Origin of the sequence: Marivirga harenae (assembly GCF_030534335.1) — a bacterium.
Lineage (GTDB): Bacteria > Bacteroidota > Bacteroidia > Cytophagales > Cyclobacteriaceae > Marivirga > Marivirga harenae.
The window spans coordinates 153,694-176,200 of record NZ_CP130565.1 but is presented as its reverse complement, the minus strand read 5'-3'; the positions used below and the strand labels follow the sequence as shown (position 1 = coordinate 176,200).

At 35.9% G+C, this 22,507-nt stretch carries 23 protein-coding genes; 13 read left to right on the top strand and 10 right to left on the bottom strand.

Features of this window, described 5'->3' with window-relative positions:
• Window positions 1–12: 12 nt before the first annotated feature.
• Entirely contained in the window at window positions 13–453 is a 441-nt protein-coding gene (locus Q3Y49_RS00760) for a hypothetical protein (RefSeq protein ID WP_303270308.1), read from the bottom strand.
• Between the two features lie 80 nt (window positions 454–533).
• Here Q3Y49_RS00760 and Q3Y49_RS00755 point away from each other — a divergent pair, with 80 nt between their 5' ends.
• Window positions 534–1,118, top strand: coding sequence for an acyl carrier protein phosphodiesterase (locus Q3Y49_RS00755; protein WP_303270307.1), 585 nt, complete (start codon window positions 534–536; stop codon window positions 1,116–1,118).
• A gap of 102 nt (window positions 1,119–1,220) precedes the next feature.
• A complete protein-coding gene (locus Q3Y49_RS00750; protein ID WP_303270306.1) occupies window positions 1,221–1,781 on the top strand; it encodes a DUF6992 family protein in 561 nt (186 codons plus the stop codon).
• A 114-nt stretch (window positions 1,782–1,895) separates the two neighbouring features.
• Here the strand turns inward: Q3Y49_RS00750 and Q3Y49_RS00745 are convergent, their stop codons facing one another.
• From Q3Y49_RS00745 to Q3Y49_RS00735, 3 genes are all read right to left on the bottom strand, one after another.
• Complete coding sequence (locus Q3Y49_RS00745; RefSeq protein ID WP_303270305.1) at window positions 1,896–2,132, bottom strand: hypothetical protein; 237 nt, start codon at window positions 2,130–2,132, stop codon at window positions 1,896–1,898.
• Window positions 2,133–2,259: 127 nt separating this feature from the next.
• Window positions 2,260–4,992 carry a leucine--tRNA ligase gene (gene leuS, locus Q3Y49_RS00740; RefSeq protein WP_303270304.1) on the bottom strand — a complete coding sequence of 911 codons (2,733 nt, stop codon included), beginning with the start codon at window positions 4,990–4,992 and terminating at the stop codon, window positions 2,260–2,262.
• Between the two features lie 170 nt (window positions 4,993–5,162).
• Window positions 5,163–5,342, bottom strand: a complete 180-nt coding sequence (locus tag Q3Y49_RS00735; protein WP_303270303.1) for a hypothetical protein — start codon at window positions 5,340–5,342, stop codon at window positions 5,163–5,165.
• Between the two features lie 121 nt (window positions 5,343–5,463).
• Here Q3Y49_RS00735 and Q3Y49_RS00730 point away from each other — a divergent pair, with 121 nt between their 5' ends.
• A complete protein-coding gene (locus Q3Y49_RS00730; protein ID WP_303270302.1) occupies window positions 5,464–5,976 on the top strand; it encodes a DUF4920 domain-containing protein in 513 nt (170 codons plus the stop codon).
• A gap of 98 nt (window positions 5,977–6,074) precedes the next feature.
• Here the strand turns inward: Q3Y49_RS00730 and Q3Y49_RS00725 are convergent, their stop codons facing one another.
• From Q3Y49_RS00725 to Q3Y49_RS00710, 4 genes are all read right to left on the bottom strand, one after another.
• On the bottom strand, window positions 6,075–6,446 hold the full coding sequence (locus Q3Y49_RS00725; RefSeq protein WP_303270301.1) for a hypothetical protein: 372 nt from the start codon (window positions 6,444–6,446) through the stop codon (window positions 6,075–6,077).
• The gene (locus Q3Y49_RS00720; protein ID WP_303270300.1) at window positions 6,443–8,866 is read right to left on the bottom strand and encodes a penicillin acylase family protein; all 2,424 of its coding nucleotides are present in this window, start codon (window positions 8,864–8,866) and stop codon (window positions 6,443–6,445) included. The genes Q3Y49_RS00725 and Q3Y49_RS00720 overlap by 4 nt, the downstream gene beginning before the upstream one ends.
• A gap of 405 nt (window positions 8,867–9,271) precedes the next feature.
• Window positions 9,272–10,426 (bottom strand): class I SAM-dependent methyltransferase, encoded by a 1,155-nt coding sequence (locus tag Q3Y49_RS00715; protein WP_303270299.1) that lies wholly within the window; start codon window positions 10,424–10,426, stop codon window positions 9,272–9,274.
• Window positions 10,427–10,603: 177 nt separating this feature from the next.
• Entirely contained in the window at window positions 10,604–10,954 is a 351-nt protein-coding gene (locus Q3Y49_RS00710; protein ID WP_303270298.1) for a nuclear transport factor 2 family protein, read from the bottom strand.
• A gap of 308 nt (window positions 10,955–11,262) precedes the next feature.
• Here Q3Y49_RS00710 and Q3Y49_RS00705 point away from each other — a divergent pair, with 308 nt between their 5' ends.
• The 10 genes from Q3Y49_RS00705 (at window position 11,263) to Q3Y49_RS00660 (ending at window position 21,103) form a co-directional block, all read left to right on the top strand.
• Entirely contained in the window at window positions 11,263–12,303 is a 1,041-nt protein-coding gene (locus tag Q3Y49_RS00705; protein ID WP_303270297.1) for a hypothetical protein, read from the top strand.
• A gap of 138 nt (window positions 12,304–12,441) precedes the next feature.
• Complete coding sequence (locus tag Q3Y49_RS00700; RefSeq protein ID WP_303270296.1) at window positions 12,442–14,271, top strand: tetratricopeptide repeat-containing sensor histidine kinase; 1,830 nt, start codon at window positions 12,442–12,444, stop codon at window positions 14,269–14,271.
• Between the two features lie 141 nt (window positions 14,272–14,412).
• Window positions 14,413–15,054, top strand: coding sequence for a response regulator (locus Q3Y49_RS00695; RefSeq protein WP_303270295.1), 642 nt, complete (start codon window positions 14,413–14,415; stop codon window positions 15,052–15,054).
• A 198-nt stretch (window positions 15,055–15,252) separates the two neighbouring features.
• Window positions 15,253–16,638 (top strand): alpha/beta hydrolase family protein, encoded by a 1,386-nt coding sequence (locus Q3Y49_RS00690; protein ID WP_303270294.1) that lies wholly within the window; start codon window positions 15,253–15,255, stop codon window positions 16,636–16,638.
• Complete coding sequence (locus Q3Y49_RS00685; RefSeq protein ID WP_303270293.1) at window positions 16,638–17,132, top strand: RNA polymerase sigma factor; 495 nt, start codon at window positions 16,638–16,640, stop codon at window positions 17,130–17,132. The genes Q3Y49_RS00690 and Q3Y49_RS00685 overlap by 1 nt, the downstream gene beginning before the upstream one ends.
• Window positions 17,116–17,760, top strand: coding sequence for a hypothetical protein (locus tag Q3Y49_RS00680; protein WP_303270292.1), 645 nt, complete (start codon window positions 17,116–17,118; stop codon window positions 17,758–17,760). The genes Q3Y49_RS00685 and Q3Y49_RS00680 overlap by 17 nt, the downstream gene beginning before the upstream one ends.
• 234 nt (window positions 17,761–17,994) lie before the next feature.
• Window positions 17,995–18,489, top strand: a complete 495-nt coding sequence (locus Q3Y49_RS00675) for a MepB family protein (protein WP_303270291.1) — start codon at window positions 17,995–17,997, stop codon at window positions 18,487–18,489.
• Between the two features lie 208 nt (window positions 18,490–18,697).
• Entirely contained in the window at window positions 18,698–20,035 is a 1,338-nt protein-coding gene (locus Q3Y49_RS00670; protein WP_303270290.1) for a hypothetical protein, read from the top strand.
• A 281-nt stretch (window positions 20,036–20,316) separates the two neighbouring features.
• On the top strand, window positions 20,317–20,730 hold the full coding sequence (locus tag Q3Y49_RS00665; protein WP_303270289.1) for a VOC family protein: 414 nt from the start codon (window positions 20,317–20,319) through the stop codon (window positions 20,728–20,730).
• Window positions 20,731–20,743: 13 nt separating this feature from the next.
• Window positions 20,744–21,103, top strand: a complete 360-nt coding sequence (locus Q3Y49_RS00660) for a cupin domain-containing protein (protein WP_303270287.1) — start codon at window positions 20,744–20,746, stop codon at window positions 21,101–21,103.
• 10 nt (window positions 21,104–21,113) lie between these two features.
• Here Q3Y49_RS00660 and Q3Y49_RS00655 read toward each other — a convergent pair whose 3' ends face one another.
• Window positions 21,114–21,815: an ABC transporter permease gene (locus Q3Y49_RS00655; RefSeq protein ID WP_303270286.1), complete on the bottom strand. Its 702-nt coding sequence runs from the start codon at window positions 21,813–21,815 to the stop codon at window positions 21,114–21,116.
• 167 nt (window positions 21,816–21,982) lie between these two features.
• Window positions 21,983–22,390 carry an endonuclease domain-containing protein gene (locus Q3Y49_RS00650; protein ID WP_303270285.1) on the bottom strand — a complete coding sequence of 136 codons (408 nt, stop codon included), beginning with the start codon at window positions 22,388–22,390 and terminating at the stop codon, window positions 21,983–21,985.
• Between the last annotated feature and the right edge of the window lie 117 nt (window positions 22,391–22,507).

The window sequence follows — 22,507 nt, the reverse complement described above, 5'->3', positions numbered from 1 at the left end:
TTATATCCAATATTAAAGTAAATCATCAGGGTTAGTGATATATAATGATAATTCCTGATCACTTAACTCAGGCTTTTCATCTTCGTCTTTAGCCGTCACAATAGAGTTGGTCATGCTGCCAACTAATCCTCTGTCCAACCCCATTCTTTCTGCAATTATTGCACACATTTGAGCCTCGCGCTCATCCAGTTTGTTATCGACCAACATCATTTGAATATATTCATATAGAAAAATGATTTTTTCTTTGATCGTTTCCGGTTCATGAAAGGCTACAGTTGATGAGTCTTCTATGATGTCATCAACCTCTTTTTCAGTGACGTCATTCTTTCTACCTAAAGCATAGAGGTATCTTTTTTCTTCTTTTACGAAGCGATTATCAATTTTGGCTAGCTGATATAAATGGATTAAATGGGAGTGTATTTTTTCACTAGTCAATGCCAACTCAAATTTCATGGTTTAAAAAATCATCACATCAATGAGCAATATACAAAATGTTAGGGAATTATTGATTGAATTACCTTATATTGAAAATCATGAATTTTTTGGCGCATTTGTATCTATCAGGTGAATTGGATGAAGTTAAAATTGGCAATTTCATTGGTGATTTTGTAAAAGCCTCCGACATGGAGAATTATACTGAAACCATTAATAAGGGCATCAAAATGCATTGGGCAATAGATGAATTCACAGACCATCATTCTGTTGTGCAAAAGAGCAAAGATAGGTTAAGGCCTAAATATGGTCATTACGCAGGTGTGATTGTAGATATTTATTATGATCATTATTTAGCCAGAAATTGGAAAAATTATCACGACCAGGATTTAAGGGTATATGTTGATCAGCAGTATAAAATGTTGGAAAGCTATATCAGCATATTGCCCAAAAAGGTCGTTCATATGCTTCCTTTCATGATAAAACACGATTGGTTGTACAACTATCAATATTTTGAAGGAATTGAACGGGTTATGCATGGTATGGCAAATCGCTCAAAGTTTAACTCCAAAATGGAGCAGTCGGTTGCTGAATTGAAAAAGCATCATAAAGCCTTTGAAGTGGAATTTGAATTGTTTTTTAGTGAGCTGATCAATTTCTGCCATGATTTTTTGAAAAAGAATTAGTATGTAAACAAAGTGTAAGTTTAGATGCTTTATGTTGTAAGTATTCAAACAAATTGAAAGTTATTTACTATGAAAAAGTATTGCTTGCTATTCATCTTTTTTATGTTATTTTTTACAATTGAAGGATTTGCTCAAAATGATGCTCTCTTAGAAGCATACAAAAATGATGTAAAAATTAGAAAAACGGGGATGGCCATTTTAGGCACATGGGCTGTTGGAAACATGATTTCAGGAGCTATTGGAAGGAGTCAAGGCAGTGGGCAGACTGCTTATTTTCATGAAATGAACCTGATCTGGAATGTAGTGAACCTAGGAATTGCAGGTGCAGGTTATTATTTCACTGCTACTGGCGAAATACCAGAAAATGCTTCCGTATTATTAGACGATCAAGTATCTTTTCAAAAAACATTGTTATTCAATGCGGGTTTGGATTTGGCTTATATAGCTGGCGGATTTTATTTGATTGAAAAAGCTAAAAATACTACCAACAGACCAGAAAGATTAAGAGGCTATGGTAAATCGGTGATTTTACAAGGCTGCTTTCTTTTCGTTTTTGATATTGCTCTGCATACTATCCACAGCAAGCACAGCAGTCAGATTTCTGATTTTTTATCACATGTGCAATTAGGTCCAAATCAGGTAGGAATAGTTTTAGGCTTGTAAATTTATCTAATTTCTTTTAGCATCGGCCCAAGCGAGATTCTTGCGCAAGTTATATTTGTAGTTAAGGTATGTTGCAAGTTCAATAATCCGCTTAGGCATTTTTAATATCTTTTATTAAGCCAGTCCTTTTAAATATAAATTGAACTCTAAAGCCGAGATCGGTTTAAATTCATCAACTTCCAAATCCTCTTTGATGTCCTCATCAAATTGCATTTTGGTTTTCTCTAGTTTTTTGTCAGGATGAACAATTAATTCCAATCCACTGAAGTCCATTGGATTCAATTGTACTAGGACTATATAGTCATCAAAAACTCTTTTGAAATACTCATGGACTACTGCACTGCTTTTCATAGAATTTATTCAATTATTAAAAATAGAAAGTCTTTATATGTAATAAGGCACAAGCGAGACGCTTGCACCAGCTATCAAAGTTGCATAATGCGGTACAAGTTTTGTCCAAGCGTCTACCTTGGGCCGCTTAAACTACAATGTTCACAATTTTCTTGGGCACAATAATCATTTTCTTGATTGGCTTATCTTCAATCCATTTTTGCACTTTAGGATTTTCTAAAACAGCTTTTTCAATATCTTCTTTTGCTGCATCTAGAGCAAAAGTCATATTATCTCTGTGCTTTCCATTGACCGATACAGGATAAGTATGAGCATCTTCTTTAATGAAATCTGGATTAAAAGTTGGCCAACCTGCTTCCGAAATACTACCTTCATTACCCAATAGTGACCACAGTTCCTCACAGATATGAGGAGCATATGGAGCTATTATCCTCACTAAATCACTTAATACTGTTTTATTATTGCATTTCAATTCAGTTAATGTATTCACGCAAATCATGAAAGTAGAAACTGATGTATTGAAGGAGAAATTCTCGATATCATATTCCGCTTTTTGAATGGCTTGGTGCAAGGCTTTTAATGCTTGCTTTTCTGGCTCGCCTTCTGCCACTTTGAAATTACCATCTGCATCATGAAATAATCGCCATAGTTTCTTTAAGAATTTTGCAGTTCCGTCAATTCCATTGGTATTCCAAGGTTTAAACTGCTCAAGTGGCCCCAAAAACATTTCGTAAAGTCTTAAAGTGTCTGCTCCGTACTTTTCAATCACATCATCAGGATTGACCACATTGTACTTGGACTTAGACATTTTTTCTACTTCTGCACCGCAAATGTACTTCCCGTCTTCAAGGATGAATTCAGCATCTGCATGCTCGGGTCTCCATCTTTTAAAAGCTTCTAAATCCAAGGTATCGTTATGTACAATATTGACATCAACATGAAGACTTTGTGTTTTGTATTCGTCTTTTAGTCCATGAGAGACAAATTTATTCTGACCTTCAATTCTATAAACAAAATTACTTCTTCCCTGAATCATCCCCTGATTAATCATCTTTTGGAATGGTTCATCTACGCTGATATAGCCTAAATCGTAGAGGAATTTTGTCCAGAAACGAGAGTACAATAAATGTCCAGTGGCATGTTCTGAACCTCCGATATATAAATCTACATTTTCCCAATACTTTTGCTTTTCTTCATCAACAAATGCATACTTATTTTGGGCATCCATATACCGGAACATATACCAACTAGAACCTGCCCAACCTGGCATGGTGCTTTTTTCTAAGTTATATCCTTCCTCTGTCTTCCAGTTTTTGGCTCTGGCTAAAGGAGGTTCACCATCCTCCGTTGGTAAATATTTATCTACTTCAGGTAATTTTAATGGTAATTGGTCTTCTTCTAATAAATAAGGAATATCATTTTTGAAGTAAACCGGAACTGGCTCTCCCCAGTAACGCTGACGACTGAAAATAGCATCTCGCATTCTATAGTTAATTTTAGCATAACCAATTCCTTTATCTTTCAAAAAGTCAATAGCTTTCATTTGAGCATCTTTTATATTCAGGCCTGATAAAAAATCAGAATTGATGATTTTATCATTTTCCACGACTTCTACGATAGGTAGCTCAAAATGCTCTGCAAATGCTTTATCTCTATCATCATCGGAAGGAACGGCCATTACAGCACCTGTTCCATAGCCCGCTAATACGTAATCGCCAATCCATACTGGTATTTTTTCCTCGGTGAAAGGATGTATAGCATATGCTCCAGTAAAGACTCCTGAAACACGCTTTACTTCAGTCATTCTTTCCCGTTCAGAACGATTTTTAGCAATGTTTACATAATCTTTTACTGATTCCTTTTGTGCTGAAGTAGTGATTTTCTCTACTAATTCATGTTCTGGAGCCAATACCATGAAGGTCACTCCATAAATAGTATCAATTCTGGTGGTAAAAACCTCTATTTTCTCCTCGCTCTTAGAAAGTTGAAAACCTAATTGAGCACCAACTGACTTCCCAATCCAGTTGCGTTGCATTTCTTTCACAGGCTCTGGCCAATCCAATTCTTCCAATCCTCTTAGCAGGCGATCAGCAAATGCTGATATTCGCATACTCCATTGCATCATTTTTTTTCGCTCCACAGGATGTCCTCCTCTTTCGCTATATCCGTCTTTGACTTCATCATTGGACAGTACTGTGCCCAAAGCCGGACACCAGTTCACTACTGCTTCCGATAAGTACGCAATTCTATATTTTAGCAGAGTTTTTTGTTTTTCCTCTTCAGAGTAATTGAACCAATCTTCTGCTGTAAAAGGCTCAACTTCTTCATCGCAGGCTGCTTTCACCAATTGGTTACCAGTTTTCTCGAAGTGCTCTTCTAGCACTAGAATATGTCTTGCCTTATCATCTACTTTATCATACCAGCTATTGAATAATAGCATAAATATCCATTGTGTCCATTTATAAAAAGAGGGATCGCTAGTACGAACTTCTCTATCCCAATCATAGGCGAAACCAATATTTTTCAGCTGTTCAATGTATCGATTAATGTTTTGCTCTGTAGTGATTGCAGGATGCTGCCCAGTTTGAATAGCATATTGTTCAGCAGGAAGTCCGAAGGAATCAAATCCCATAGGATGTAATACATTAAAACCCTGCTGCTTTTTGTAACGAGCAACAATATCTGAAGCAATATATCCTAAAGGATGCCCAACATGCAATCCTGCTCCCGATGGATAGGGAAACATGTCTAGTGTATAGTACTTTGGTTTATTAAAGTTGTCTTCTGCTTTGAATACTTGGTTTTTCTCCCAGTAGGCTTGCCATTTCTTTTCGGTTTCTCTGAACTGATATTCTGACATAATGCTGCGTATATTAATCTATTATTGATTATGATTAAATGATAGAAAGTGCAAAATTAAAGCTTTTGACTTGGGAAGGAATAGATTACGGTAATCTTTTCAAAAAAAGGCATAAAAAAAGGTGCCCGTGAGCACCTTTAATCATTAACCAACTAATCACTAAACTAAAACTAACTAAAAAATTTCTTTACAATAGGATTTGGTTCTTCAAGCTGTTCGTTTTTGAACTCTTGCTTTTGAGCATGGCCTAAATTAGCATTAAGCTGTGAGCCTAAAAGAAAAATCAAAATGCCGACTAATATTCCAATGGCTAAGAAAACATTTCGGCTCAAATTTTTACTCTTTTCCATTTTGTTCCTATTTATAAACTTCTTTTACAATGATTATGCCAAACCCTAAAAAGTTGCATTGATATTTTTCTTTTTTATTAACGAGATAAAAATTACCTTCGTATTAATAATCAAAAAACTTATGAAAAATATATTTGTATCAATTCTAGTGGTTGCTGTAGGATTTACAGCATGTAGTCAAAAAGATAGCTCTGAAAAGACTTCTGAAGCGGAAGAAAAACAGGCGGTTGAAATGGAAAAAACCGATGCCTTTTTGGGTGAATCTTTTAGTATTGAAAATGAAATTCAACTAGCTAGTTTAGTGAGAGAGATGGATTCAAATGATTCTGTTATGGCAGTTGTTGAGGCTAAAGTAACGGAGGTTTGCCAAGCAAAGGGATGTTGGATGAAAGTTGATTTGCCAAACGGAGAATCAATGAGAGTAACATTCAAGGATTACGGCTTTTTTATGCCGAAGGACCTAGCTGGGAAATCAGTAAAGATGGTAGGGACTGCTAAGAAAGAAGAAACTGATGTGGAAACCTTAAAGCATTTTGCTGAAGATGGTGGAAAATCTGAAGAAGAGATTGCTGAAATTACTGAACCAAGAATGGATTATAAATTTGTGGCTTCTGGAGTTAAGTTAATGGATTAATTTCACTTTCTTTAATTTCTATTTTCAAATACCTATAAATGAAAAAGCAGTCAGATTCTATAATTTGACTGCTTTTTTTAAAAACTATTATATCAATTTCATCTATATAATTCTCTACTTTTATCCCTACTAAAAAGTTTTCGAAAGCGAAATCCGGATAAGGTGCTGAAGCCACCAATCAATCCAGCGACAACGCCTGAAATTATCACCATATAAATCCCATCGCTTAAATTAAATAAGGCGGCAATTTTATTGGAAAGCATACCGCTTGAATCATTATGGATAAGGAATGCTTGGATTAACCATAAAATGCCAAGCCCGATAAATCCGCTGAAAAATGTACTTAAGTTCTTCCCTGCTATAATTGCTCCTGCGAAAAACGCACAAATAGCCATTGACCACCACGGAAAATAGAGCAATGAAAAATGAGCTGCCACTACAATTATTATAGTTCTGATGATAAATTTCATTTTGCTTTAGGGGTTAATGTTTGAGTGAAAATAATATTTTGCAGGTCGGAAGCATTAGCTTTATTTTCCAATTCGTAATATTCACCGTTGCTCCACTTTTCAATTAAATTATCATAGTAGTAACTACCAGGATTCCCAGATTGGCCTCCCGGATATACACCATATGCTTTAATTGGTTCTTCCAATGACACTAACATTCTCCAAGAAGGACCATGTCTCCCGGAAGTGGCATTTAAAATATGCTTGTTTCCTCCGATTTGAATATTCTTGGTGCTAAAAGGAGCTAAGCGAGCAAGATGTTGGACCGTAGTATTTTTGAAATTGCTCCAAGTCAGTTCTTTATCGTTGGTTGATTTCCAATTTTCAATGGAATCAACAGCTGAAGTAAAGCTCATGTGAAAGAGGTCATTGATACTTTCCTTTTTATCAGTTTTTTGATAATCTATATAAGGATCAGTAATACTATCTTTTAAAATCTGAATAGTAACAGGTAATTCCGGTCTTCTAACAGCATTCTCTAGTCCATAAAATTCATCCCATAAATTACGATACAAGTTATCCCATAAAATTTCAAAGTAGGCTGGGGCTGTCATTTCTTGATCCGCCATATAATTCCAATTGGATAGTGCATCAAATGCGGTTTTTTCCTCCTCATTCATATTATTTCGGTTTAGACTACCCAAGATGTTAGGTAAAATTTCAGATGCCATGAGCCAAAAATTGTCATTTTGCAAACGCATCATGTCTTCTACCGTGATATTTTCAAGTGTTTCTAGTTTTCGGTTTAATCTTCTATTGCGATAATGCTCATACCCTCTATCATAATGATAGTACGGGTACGTGCTATCAACAGGGATTTGATTGGCAGAACTTAAATAAGCCTGTTTAGGATTTTTCATGTGAGCATTGTGTTCTCTTGGGATAAAACCAGCCCAATCCATGTCTGCTCTAGAGCCATCCATTATAAATTTACCCTGCTCTTCCCATCTCAAAGGGAATTTTCCGTTGATCCATAAAGCTATATCACCATGAACATCTGCATAAGCAAAGTTTTGTGCAGGGCAATCGTAAAAAGTCAAAGCATTCTTATAGTCATCATAATTTTTAGCTCTGTTGAGAAGATGAAATGTCAATTGTTCGTTTGATGGGTCGTGAGCTGTCCATCTCAATGCAAAATTTGACTTATTATTTTCAGATCTGAAGTTTTCATCATAAACAATAGGGCCATGATGAGTATAAAAAATGGTGTCAAAGTAGTTTTCATCGCCACGAATTTCGAATTCTTGGATTACTTTTTGGGTTTTTAACCATTTACCATTGTAATAATATTCTTTCTTATCATTATCTTTGAAAGTAATGTGATACCAGTCTCTTACATCTCTGGTAGCATTAGTAACGCCCCAAGCAACACTATCATTGAAGCCAATTATGACTCCCAAAGCTCCCGGCAAAGTGGATCCATAAACATTAACGGAAGGAGAATTCAAATGCATCACATACCATATTGAGGGGAGATTAAGCCCAAGATGGGGGTCGTTAGCAAGGATTGGTTTTCCAGTAGATGTTTTACTTCCATGAACAGTCCAATTGTTACTTCCGTTTTGCGGATCAGGTTGTGGAGCTTTATTGTTGGGAAAAACCAGAGGGAATTCAATAGAATCAGGTCTTTCAACAGTTTCTGCTGCAAAATCCCATTTCCTGCTTTTAGGAATTACAGGGTCGAAATCTTTGTAGCTATCAGGGAATAAGAAATCGAATCTTTCTTTTCCTAGCATTTTTAATAATTGAGTGTTTTCTGCATCACTATCACCACCGGCTAAGTCATTTGCCATATACTTAAGTAGTAGTCCTGACTTTAAATTGGTCCATGGTTCAGGCCGATAGTCCAATAATTTATATTCAATGGGAAGGTCTTTGTATTCTAAAGAAGCAATGTACTGATTGATACCTTCAGTATAAGCATTTAAGATTGGTCCAATGATCGGATCTTCAGCCATTAGTTTTACAGCTTTCTCAGCTCCATAAAGCAGTCCGTTTCTTCTTTGATAGCGGTCGAAATCCAGTGCATCTTTTCCAATAATTTCTGAAACTCTTCCACCTGAAGCATGTGTTTGAAATTCCATCTGCCATAAGCGATTTTGTGCCGTCACGTATCCTTGGGCCATGTACAAATCATGGTCATTGTTAGCATAAACGTGAGGAACTAAAATGGAATCGTAATAGACACTGACTTCTTCATTTAAACCTGTGATAACAGGGTTCTCTTTAAATGTAATATCTTGGTTTTCGGAATTAGCCCAAAACCCATTATAAGGATCGAGAAACTTTCCTAACGGAGGAACCTGTCCCCATTTATTATTTAAGCCCACAACCAGAGCCAATGAAATAAGAAAGGGGAAGATAAATTTTATGAAATTCATAGGGAATGAAGCTTTAAATCAATGCCTAATGTATAAAAAATTGGATTTATAATATAATGGATGGCTATAAAATTTAATGAGAGGGTTTGAAACCTATATAGTAATATTGAGAATTCAGGAATTAGCTAAAATATTCTCTAAATAAGACAATTTTATACAGAATAATATTTAAACTGTCAGATCACTCCTAAACTAATAATATTTGAAATTATGTGCTAGCCTATCTGAAGGTTTAGTAGCAATCGAATTCGTACAACATAATTTTCTGTCTTTTAGATTTTTCACCTATTTGGAACTTTAATCTCTATAGGGTAAATAGCTAGAGTCGTTCATACAAAGAAAAAATAGTAATGCTCAAAAGATTAGAAACTAGAGCTTTTGATAGGGAATATTTAATTGTCCACTCTAATCTATTCGTGTCTCCAAGTAATGTTCTGCAACTCCATACTCTTTTTTTAAACCTTCGATTTTGGCTTCGATTGCTTCAATATTGGGAGATTTACTTGCCTTTGTTGCCACTAACATTACATTTTTTCTTGTGTGTTCATTAGAGATGAATTCGAATACTTTTGTGTTGTATTGGTTTTTCTCTAAAATGAGCGCCCGTATGGTATCGGTTACCATCTCAAACTGGCGTTCTTGAAAAATACCGTATTTAAGGATAGGGTTTTCCTGAGTTGTCCCTTTAACACTTTGTCGTACTTGCTTATGGCAACAGGGGGCACAAATAATTAGCGATGATTTAGACCTTAAGCCTTTATAAATCGCATCATCAGTGGCTGTATCGCACGCATGAAGGGCTATCAGTACGTCTATTCTATCCGCATTGTAATTTTCAATTCGTTCTGAAATAAAGGATAGGCTACTGTATCCACATTTTTTGGCGACCTCATTGCAATAGGTTACTAGTTCCTCTCTTAGCTCTATCCCAGTTACTTGTATATCCAACTGGCGGGTGTTTCGCAAGAAATCATAAAGAGCAAATGTTAAATAGCCTTTGCCAGATCCCATATCCACTATATTTACTTTCTTGGGCAGTGGGGTAGATTTAAGCAAATCATCAATGATCTCTAAATACTTATTAATCTGCTTATACTTGTCGGCCATTTTAGGGATAAGTTTTCCTTGCTTATCCTTTATTCCCAAATGAAACAAGAACTCACTGTCAGAAACCCGCTTTACTTTATGCTTGTCATGATGTACAGGAAGCTTGTCACTGAAGGTTGGTGGGTTGGTAGCAATCGATGTTTTGCCCTTTTTATTAATTCGAATTGCAACGTCTTTCTCCAATGTAAACAAAGTAGCAATACGAAAGGAAGAGTTCAACAGAATTGCCAATTCGTCTATGGCTCCATCTAAGGAATAGTTTTTTACCTGATCATTCGTCTTGAATCGGTAAGTGAAAGAGATCATTTTTTCTTTTTGAATCTCTACTTCACGAAGGTATACATTTTCTAAATCTGCCGACTTTCGTATTGGTTTACTTAAAGTTAGCTTTACAAAAGTATCCGCTGTTCTAGCTTGTTTAATTTCTTGAAAGAATTGTTGCGTTTCATTCATCTTATTTGCAAATCTACGGAAGCTAACATTCTTAACCGAATCGAAATTAATTAAAGAACAGATTTACTCTTTTCAGCAGATGGGCTGCCCTGATTGAATTCCATTAATATGCTCATAAGAGCAAAAAAAAAGCAGACCAATCGATCTGCTTTTCGTGTCTCTCCAAATTGCTTGCTACTATTGGTAATAAAATCTTTCGTGAACGATTTTCCCGTCTTTCCATTTTTGCACGCCAACTTGCTCCATATTTACGCGGTTACCATCCTGAAAAGTAACATCCATAGAAGTTTCATGCATTACTATACCCGCTTCCTCGTCAGAAGTGATTGCGGTTACTTCCATTCCGTGAAATTCTTTTATCATACCTAAAAATTCCTCTTCGTGCTTTCTGCATTCAGCTTTGCCTGTCCATGTTCCTCTTGGTTCGGTGATTACTACGCTTTCTCCATAGTATTTATCGAATGCATCTAATAATTTTCCTTCACCTATTAGGTTGTAAATGTCTTGTGTTTTTTCTCTTAGAGTCATAATATTTTATTTAATGTCGATACAATATATGTATATACATGTAAATATAGAAAAGGTTTTGAAAAGATAAATTTTTTATTAAAAATTGCTACTAAATATCCGCCTTAGAATATTTTATATCAAATAGTCCTGCTATCGCTTCTAATTTATAAGGTAGAAATTACTCCGTATTTTTTAGATGACTTAACTGCCTACGGTGGCCCTAAGTAAAATTATTCTTCTAAAAACCAAGAAAATAGGGCAAATGCCTTATTGAATCAGCTACTATTTAAAAGCAATTTTGTATGATAACCATTCACACAAAAATCATGAAAAAAATTAGTTTACTTGTTTTAGCCTTATTTTCATTTTACACACTTAGCGCTCAAGATTTGGGTAAATTTCAACCTAAAGACGATGCCTTTAAGAGTAAAAAACTCAATGATGGCATTAAAAAATTATATATCTCAAGTTTTAACATCAACTTTGAAATTTACAAAGAAGCGGTTGATAAAAAGGAAGCAGGTGGCTTTGGTAGAAGTATAAAAAATGCTGCCAAGGCAAAAGCTGCTGTAGGCTTGGCTACTTTGGAAAAAGATGCCATACAATCAAAAGCCGATCAGCTTTATAAGGATTTTGTGGATGATATGAAATCCAGAGGCTATGAAATTATTTCAGCGGAAGAAGCAGGAAATACTGATACCTATCAAGGCTGGAAAAAAGCTACAGGCCCTAGCGTGTATGAAACCGACATGACAGGCATTTTGTCTGTCGTGCCCACAGGTTATTCTTATTTCTATAAAGACAGAAATGCTTTGTCTTCTACATTGGCTGGTTTCGACAAAACTCCTCAAAGTCTTTCGCAGGAGCTGCAAGATGCTTTAGTAGCCGATGTTTCGCTGGTGTATGTGTTTTCTGCTGTGGGCAACGATTGGAATGTCGGTAATCAAGCTAAAGTGAAATTGTATATTAATTACAGATTAGCAAACCTTTATAATGTTACTGATGAAAACACTTCTGCAGGACTTACGAGCCTGATAGATAAGAATAAGCAGGCTGTGGCTTTAAACAGTTATGTTTCTTTCACCAGAGGAAAATTAAAAATAGGAGGTAGTGCAGAATCTCAATACAGTGGTTTTATGAAATCTGACTTGGAAATTTCAGGGGTTTTGGAAAAGGATAAAGTAGTGGCGTACTCTAAGCAAACTCAGGCAACAGCTACTTTACAAAATCCTATAGTGATGATCAGAGGTGACAATTACAGCGAAACTACTAAATGGCTTGAACCAGATGGTAAAAAGTATGCAGAAGGAATGTACCTCGCTGGAAGCGAATTTATTAAATACCATCTAAATGAAGTCTTTGAATAGATAAATTAGGCAATATTAGCAATTCAAATATTGCTATGATCACTTATAAGTTCCTGAATTGATTTTATCGGTTCAGGAATTTTTTTAAAATCAAATAGCTTTTTTCTTTATCTTAGTCGCAGCCTTTAAATAAAACCTATGCGATTCTGTTGGATATTATTTTTCATCTTAGCTTCATTTCCTGCTTTTTCTCAAAAGGAAGCAACGTATTTAGATAGTCTTACACAATCAGCTAAAAAGCTTTCTGTCGAAAAACAACTGGAACTCATTACTCAAGTTCCTTATGGGCAGTTTGTAGCAGAGGTAGAAAAGGCAGAAAAACTGTTTCAAAAAGCAGAGCAAATCGCTATAGAACTTAATGATAGTATTTCTTTGGGCGATGTGGTGTTTAAGCAGGGCCAACTAAAAGCCTATCAAAATAAGATCGATGAAAGCCTGGCCCTATCCTTGAGAGCTATAAAAATTTTTGAAGAGATCGGTGATATAGGCAAAGCTGGAATTGCCTATGGTGGCTTGGGATATAATTTAAAGTCGAATAATTTGGGAAAAGCTCAGCAATACATGCAAATGAGCATAAAGTTGTTGGAAGAGGTCAACGATTCAGTGGGAATTAACCCCGTTTATGATAATTATGGAGTGGTGCTTAACATGATTGGAAAAAATGACAGCGCCTTACTCTACCAGAAAAAATCTTTACGAATCAAAAAGGCCCTGAAGGATAGCACAGGTCTGGGGTACAGCTACGCCAATATTGCAAACACTTTTGCTGAAATGAAAAACTATAGATATGCAAAGGTCTATTTGGATACTTCTTTGGTCATCCGAAATGAAATAGCGGATAATTATGGCATTACTGTAAATTATGTGCAAAAGGCTGAAATTTTAGTGCTGGAACAGAAATATAAAGAAGCGCTTGAAAATTTTAAGCGTTGTGCCAGTCTGGCAAAGCAATTTAAATACCAACATCTGGAACAATATTGCTATGAACAGATCGCTAACACCTACCTCAGTTTATCGGATTACGAAAATGCTTATCGCTGGAAAGAGAGATTTCAAAGCCTGAAAGATAGCAGTAACAGCCTAAAGGTGAACAGCCGAATAGAAGAGTTGCAAATCCAGTTTGAAACGGAAAAGAAAGAAAAACTTTTGGCTGAAATACAAACAGACATCCTTACAAAGGAGGTGGAAATTAAAAATAGAACTAACTGGCTTATTTCTGCCTTTGGTCTAGCTTTCTTAGTCTCAATTTTTGGATTTGCAGTGTATAAACAACAGAAACAGCGGAACAAGCAAATCGTTAAAGAAAACCAGTTAAAAGAGGCATTGGTACGAATAGAAAACCAGAATAATTTACAAGAGCAACGTCTAACTATTTCAAAGGACTTACATGATAATATCGGTTCCCAATTAACATTTATTATCTCTTCACTGGACAACCTGAAGTATTATGAGTTCAGCAAAGACTTCATTTATCCTAAATTTGAAAGCATAGCTGCCTTCACCAGAAGTACCATCACAGATCTACGTGATACCATTTGGGCCATGAATAAAGATGAAATAACCCTTGAAGATCTAAAATCGCGTATTACTAATTTCATGGAGGCGGCCAAAGCTTCTTTAATGGGAATTGAAATCGAGGTTAATTTTAGGAATAAACAGGAAGGTGTGGCATTTAATTCGTTGCAAGGAATTAACGTATATCGTATCATACAGGAAGCAGTAAATAATGCCATAAAGCATTCACATCCTCAAAAAATTACAGTCAATTTCATTCAAAACTCTCATGAAGTTGTGGTAGAAATTATTGACGATGGGAAAGGCTTTGATATTTTTGAAAAGGAAAATCGAGAAATCGGCAACGGATTGAATTACATGAGAAAAAGAGCAGAGGAAATAGAAGGTCAGTTGTCAATCTTGAACCAAAAACCAGGCACTAAAGTACAATTAGTAGTGCCAGTGAACGAATAAGGCAATTGCCCTATTTTGGATCTATGTAATTCGCGCTATTTTTATATTACTGTCACAATCATAATTCTAATTTAGAAATCTTAATTGTTCCTGAGTAAATATTTGTATCATCATGGAATATAAAATCGCACTAACCTACCAATGAAAATAGCTATAGTAGATGATAACAGTTTTTTGATTCAATCCATAAAGGAGAAATTGTCTTTTTTTGAAGAAATTCAAATAAAATTTACAGCGAGTAGCGGAAAGGATTTATTAGAGAAATTAGACGATAGCAGTCGCGTGGAATTGATCTTAATGGATATCGAAATGCCTAAAATGAATGGCATAGAAGCAACTAAGATTGTTAAACAAAAGTATCCCCATATCAAAATTATTATGCTCACGGTTTTTGATAATGACGAGCACATATTTAATGCTATTAAAGCCGGAGCCGATGGTTATTTGTTGAAAGACATTAATCCACATTTATTGTTCAATGGCATAATAGAAACATTACATGGGGGTGCAGCTATGAATCCCTCCATTGCTTTGAAGACTCTTAAATTACTACGAAACCCGATTAATTTTGATGAGAAAAATGCAGAGCAAATCAATCTCTCTCCAAGGGAAGTCATTGTGCTAGAGCAGTTGGCCCAAGGGTTGAGTTACACAGTTATAGCGGAAAATTTATTTTTGTCACCTTCTACTATACGCAAACATATTGAAAATATTTACGCTAAGTTGCAAGTACATTCAAAGCTAGAAGCAGTTCAAAAAGCACAGCGAAATAATTTGATTTAGAAGCTGATAGCGGCTTTCCTTAAGATTATTTATGAGGATAAGTATGATTTTTCAGGTATGGATTTCCATAGCTTAATAAACTACATTTTATTTCCTTTTAGAAATATCTTTGCCTTATGAATGATATGGGAGGTAAAAAAATATTGACAGCGTGTAAGATTATTTTTTTTCAGCCACTAATAAAGAAAAGATAAAATTATGCGAAAGATTAAATTATTATTTCTGGTATTCCTGGCTCCGCTTCTAGCGTCTGCTCAACAAGTAACTGGCGATTGGTATGGCCTCTTAAAAGTCCAGGGTATGGAGCTTCCACTTATTTTCCATATTACGGAAACAGAAGGCAACTATTCTGCAACAATGGACAGCCCAGCACAAAAAGCCTTTGGTATGCCGGTTAGTTCCGTAACATTTATTGACGGTCAATTAGATTTGCAGATCGCCAATATTGGAGCACAGTACAAAGGAGCACTTTCGGATAGCAAGATCAAAGGAAAATTTTATCAGGCTAACCAGTCTTTCCAGCTTGACCTCTCTACTGAACCCATAGCCGAAAGGAAGATTGTTAGACCGCAAGAGCCGACTAAACCCTATCCGTATTATGCTGAAGAAGTAAGCTTTAGCAGCGAAGAAGGAGAAGTGACGCTTGCCGGGACACTTAGTTTGCCAAAGAATAAGGAGAATTTTCCTACAGCTATTCTGATTTCTGGTTCTGGTCCACAAAATAGGGATGAGGAATTTATGACGCATAAGCCCTTTCTGGTGCTGGCAGATTATTTGACTCGCCAGGGAATCGCAGTTTTACGTTATGACGATCGTGGTTTTGGAGCCTCTACTGGCGACCATAATGCCGCTACTAGTGCCGATTTTGCAAATGATGTGAAAGCTGCTGTCCGTTATTTGAAGAACCGGAACGATATTAATCCGGAAAAAATTGGACTAATAGGCCACAGTGAAGGGGGCTTAATTGCGCCATTGGTGGCAGCTGACATTCCTATGAATTTCATAGTTCTATTGGCCGGGCCTGGTGTCACTGGAGAGCAAATATCAATACAGCAAATCGAGCTTTTAGGGAAGTTAAAAGGTGCTGATGAGCAGGACATTAAAAATGAAGTAGCCGTTATGCAAGGTATATTTGAGCTAGTAAAAAATAATGAGGAGAATATGGAAACTTTAAAAAATAAGCTTGAAGTTTACATTGGCCATCAGATGGAGAAAAATAAGGTAGTTATAGAAGGAATGAGCACCGAAGAATATATAGAGAAGCAAATAGCTCAGTTGACTAGGCCTTGGTTGCTTTATTTTTTAAATCATGATCCAAGAGCCACATTGGTAAAAGTAGAATGCCCAGTTCTGGCAATCAATGGAGCGAAGGATGTGCAGGTAGGTCCGAGTAACCTAGAGGTCATCAAAAAAGCATTGCTCGAAGGAGGAAACAAAAAAGTGACTGTAAAAGAATTTGAGAATATGAACCACTTATTTCAAATCTGTGAGACAGGTTCTATGGAGGAATATGCTCAAATAGAGACTACCATGGAACCCCTAGTGCTGGAGACGGTCTCAAGCTGGATCAATAAGCAAAACTAATGAGTAGCGATTTTTATCACTCTTCAATTGTACCTTATGCAGCCATCATTATCAAGATCTGCAGGGCGTATACCAATTCTCAGGAGGATTTTGAAGATTACTATCAGGAAGTTTGTCTACAAATCTGGAGAAGCAGAGAAAGCTTTAATGAGCAATGCGCATGGACTACATGGATTTATAGAATCTCTCTGAACGTATGCTTGACGCTCCTAAAGAAGAAGAAAAATAATGAGCCTATTCATTTTACCTCTGATGTGCTACCAGATTCAGTTACGGTAAGCAATAAGGCATTTGAAAATGAAGCGTTAAATCAATTATACACCGCCATAAAACACTTATCAGAAGTTGATAGAGCTGTGATACTTCTTTATTTGGAGGAGAAACCACAACAAGAGATCGCTGATATTCTGGGTACAAATCCGAATAATATTGGAGTAAGAGTAAAAAGAATTAAAGAACGACTTAAAAAGATTATAGATGAAAAATTCAATTGAAAATATGTGGAAAGAAGGCTTCCTTGAAGAGGGTAGCTTGGATTTGCCAAAGATCAATAGATTATACGAGCAGAAGTCAAAACATATTGTGGATAAAATAAAAAGCAGATTGAAGTTCAACCTAAAGTTAATTATTGGGATGGCTATTGTAATACCTCTTTTTTACTTCTTGGTCGATGCAGTATGGCAAGGGTTGGCAATATCGGTCCTAATGTTGGTAACAGCCTGGTTTAGTAAAAGACAAATTGAGCGAATAGAGCCGGTAGAAACTGGCCAAAATAGTTACGATTATTTAAAATCATTTAAGGGCTGGTTGGACACTATTCTGTTGAAAAATGGAAGTGTGACCCGTTTTACGTATCCTATTTATTTCCTGATCGTGATGAGCATGCTTTTTTCATCATGGTCTAGTCAGGAAGACTTAGTTAATGAAGTAGGATCGAAATTTCCGGATGTCATCTTTATAGGAGATGTTCCGCTTATGGCGTGGGTCTTCACTACTGTGGTGACACTATTGATGCTGCTGTTTTCCAAGCAGATTTACAATTTTGATGTGAGGCTTATGTATGGGCGCATCTTCGATAAATTAGATGCTACTATAGAAGAGATGGAAAGTCTTAGAGCTTAACTGCTTCCAAGCCTAAGAACGACAATTTAAGGTTAATAGCGATGGGAATTATCTCATTGCTATTTTTTTTGGTATCGCTGGAGATTTTTTAAGGATTCAGGCTCAAATAGTAAAGAAATGCTGTGTAGCCGCCTGGAAGCATTAATTAGAATGCTGTGGTTCTTTTTTAGCCCCACCTAGCAGCCAAAATTCTAAAAATTTCCTAGTTTTACTCTTTTTAGTACACTAAAGAGAATGAACAATAATTTAAAGCAGATCAATACTCAAGTTTATGAAAAATGTGGGCTAAAAATGTCAGACTTTCAAATTGAAGACGAAAGCAAAGAATATGAAGCTTGCCGATTTGAGTTGAATGGAAGGAGTATTATAAGCAGGAAAGCTAAAATTACGCCTAAAAAAGCCGGACAGTTCGTAGTGTACTGGAAAAGAAACAGTCAGGGAATAATTGCACCGCTTGAAGAAGCTGACAGATTCGATTTTTATGTGGTGAGTGTAATAACTGAAAAGCAGTTGGGACAATTTGTTTTCCCCAAATCTGTGCTTATTGAAAAAGGTATATTATCAACTTCTAAAAAAGAAGGGAAAAGAGCCTTCCGAGTTTATCCTAATTGGGAAATTGTAAAAAGCATACAAGCTAAAAGAACCCAAAAATGGCAACAGTACTATTTTTACGAAATAAATGATTCGACCGACTTTAAAAAGGTGAAGGAATTATATGCAACTAATTAATTGTGTAAAGTAAGGAAGTTAACTGATAGGCACAGTTTCCTGCGTAGCTCATGGTCCAGTCAAATGTAGAAAGTTCAGACACTCCATCAATAATAGAAGACATCCCATCCTGATAAACATACATTTCAGTAACAAAAAATATTTCATGACGGAAAAAAGTTTGACTTTTAGCCTATCAAATAAATAAACCATCACTAAACCTAAGCTCATGAAGTTAACCTCATTAAATAAAATAGGATTAATATTTACACTTATGCTTTTACTGCAGGGATGCGTTGATAATCATGCTGCAGACCGCAGCTTAGAAAAATCACGAAATCAAAAATGGCTTGAAGACATTACCTACTTTCAGAATGAATATTTAACAGGTTCGGAAACATTCCCTGATGATTCCTTAGCTAGTTGCAAATTAATACTGTCCAATCTAAAGTCACAGATTGATTCACTCTCAGACCCTCAAATCATCCTACAATTGTCGAAATGCGTAGCAATGGCTGATAATGGACATACTGTAATTCCGCTTGGTTTTATGAGCAAGATACCTTTACGTTTCTATCGGTTTTCTAATGGACTTCATATCATAAAAAGCGACAGTGCTTCAAAAGAATATTTAGGTGCTAAAGTATTAGAAATCAATTCAATCGAAATTTCGGAGGTCGAGCAAAAACTAAAGCCATATTTACCTGGAATCGAAAGATGGAAGGAATTTAAAATGACAGACTATCTGAACAGTCCGGAAATTCTCAATGGAATTGGGCTGTCAGATCCCAATTCAATGACTCTTACTTTATTGAAAGGGATTGACACATTGAAAGCCAGTTTTGACACAAAAGAAATTGAAGATATTTATTACGGGAATTGGGCGGATTTATATCCAAGTGATGATGATACAGATTGGAAACATCTCTTAAACGCAAATAGTACCAAACCTCTTTATCTAGAGAGAATGCAAGAGGGCGTTTTCTATGAGTTCGATGATACTGAAAAACTAGCATATTTTGGCATAAATGGATACTGGGATACGGCCGATGACTTTAAGGGAGAAATAAAAGAGTTTATAAACGAACTAAAAACCAAAACGGATTATGATGTGGTTTGTGATTTAAGATACTTCACTGGAGGAAATTATATCATCCCAGTTGATCTTGCCACGGAGCCACCAAAAATCATTGATAGTGATAAAAACATATATCTCGTTACAAGTAACATGACATTTTCAGCAGGATTGGTAACGGCTGCTCGAATTAAATATTACGCAGGAGATAAGATTGTAGTAGTAGGAGAGGAAGTGGGTGATAGATTAAAGTTTTGGGCCGAAAGAGATATGTACAGAATGCCCAACTCCGAAATTACGATAGCAGATGCTAATGCAGAACATGACTGGCAAGATGATAGTTTCACATTTGGAAAAACTTTCTGGGTCAACTCATTTTATGGAGTGGCAGCAAAAGATTTACATCTTGACAAAGAAATAAAGTTAAGTTTTGAAGATTACTTGAATGGAAAAGATCCTATTCTAAACTGGATTTTGGCTGATGTTAAATAAGATTTTTTAATTCAAGTGGGAGCAATGATCTTGTAGCTCCTTTTTTGTTTCTTTGCAGATAGCATTTATGAGCGCAACAGAGATGATCTCTTGCCGAAAGTTAGCGATCAAATCAAACTCCAGTGGATTTAAAAGATTACCAATTTAGAGCAATCCTTAAATCGAATAGTAATACTTTCAAGCTTTAAAAGCCGAAAAGTACTTTTAAACTATTTTTCTTATCTTTAAAAAAAGGTCAATTCCTTTTCGCTCGATATTTTTGGACCTAAAGATTTGTTATCATGAGTCACGATTATAATCCATTCGAAAATTCCGAATTTACCACAATTTTAGTGGTTTCTGATATGGCTAAATCCAAAGCATTTTATGTAAATGTACTAGGAGCTGAAATCTTCCGAGAGTACGGAGGAGACTCAATGGTACTAAAATTCTTAGGGGATTGGATTTTACTAGTCACTCCCGCTGGACCCACAGCAGATAAACCCAATACTTATTTTGTTTCTCCAGTTGATAAAGACTCAGTTAGTCACTCATTTACAATCAGAGTTCAAGATTGCAATAAGTCTTATGAAATTTTAAAGGGCAGAGGTGCTGAGTTTATAACACCTCCTGTAGTAAATGGTGCTGAAACCAGATGCTTTTTTAGAGATCCGGATGGTCATTTGTTTGAAATAAGTGAATACCGAGCAACGTAATAAATGGTACAAAATGGATAAAGTAAACCTTCAACAGAAATTCTCTCTATTTTCAGAACATTGGTCACCTAAAATTGTGGGCGAACTGAATGGTCAGCATGTAAAACTTGCCAAACTGAAAGGTGAATTTGTGTGGCATAAACACGATGAGGAGGACGAACTCTTTTTTGTGGTGAAAGGCAGCTTTAAAATGAAATATCGAGATCGAACAGTAGAAGTAAATGAAAACGAATTCTTGATTGTGCCCCGAGGTGTTGAACACAAACCAGTGGCGAAAGAAGAAGTTTGGGTGATGCTTTTTGAGCCCACTTCAACTCTCAATACAGGAAGTGCTCAAAGTCCCTTAACCAAAAAATATTTGGATGAAATTTAGGTATGTATTCCTAAACAAACTTCTCCCGAAACTGCAAGTTAAACATTCCATAAAGTAAGCAAAGGGCACTGGCCACAATCAGATACAAGCGATTCTTGAAAATGATACTGTGCCAGATAAATTCGCTCATTTCTCTGGGCTCGGAAAATGGGTTAAGAAAAACGTTGTACACACTGTTGCTAAGCGGTTCTGAAAATATAAAAAAGATAAAAGAGACAATCACAATCACAATTGCAGTACCGTTTCCATTTTTGATTAAGGTAGAAAGCATAAAAGCCAATGAGGAGAGAAACGTTATTGGGAAGAGCACTTGCCCCACCATTGGCAACAGACTAAAACGGTAAAGCGTAAAGTTGGCAATGCTGCCCAGTACTAAAAGGATTACAAATGCAACACCAACAGCCAATATAAAGCGTACTAGCCATACTTTATAGCGATAGTTGGGAATCCCAAAAATGGTTTCCAGCATCTTGGAATCATCATCATTCTGGATCCCATAGGCCATAGGATAGAAGATCAGTAGCAAGCCAGGAAATACTAAGAATCCGTAGATCACCGCTTCATTAAAATCAGGATCGTCAAAGATTGCAATTGTGATAATAAAAGCAAAGAACAAAAAAGACGCCAGCACAAAGTAGACGAATTTGTTCGCAAATATCACCTTCACATTGTAGGTGATTAGTTTATATAATAGTAGTAGGTAGTTTTTCATTTTGTCTCTGTTTAGTATTTTTAAATAATAACACCCCTATAATCCCCTCAAGGGGATAGCCTCACAGATTGAAATCATCAGAATGCATTATGCTTTATTCTTATCTTTTATTTTTTTACAATTAGGTTTTAAAATCTACACATTATCTATTTACTATTTAAAGTTGATCAGGGCTGCTCCCCCCTTGAGGGGGGTGAAGGGGGGTGTTCCAATTGCTTAATAAATTCTTTAATGGTCTCAACCACATTTTCTGTGCTTTGCTTAACATCAGTATCATCAAACCTTAAGAATTTCACCCCATACTTTTCAAGCTTTGATTGTCTGTGTTCATCAAGAATTACCCCTTCTTCATTATCATGTGATGAACCATCTACTTCAATCGCGAGCATTAATTCATGACAATAGAAATCTACGATATAGCGATCAATTGGCACCTGCCTGTGAAACTGAAAACCTAATTCCCTACCTTTTATCTGTTCCCAAAGCATTATTTCTGCTATTGTACTGTTTTTTCTTAGCTCTCGAGCTAGTTTTTTCAGATAGGGTTTGTATGGTAGGATTTTATTTTTGCTCATAACATTAGGTCTTTTGTTTGTTGTACAAGATCTAAATTTTTAATGGTCTTGTTAATTGTGTTCTGTTTGAAAATAAAGATGCTTATGCCATTTTTTTGCTGTAATTCATCAAAAAAC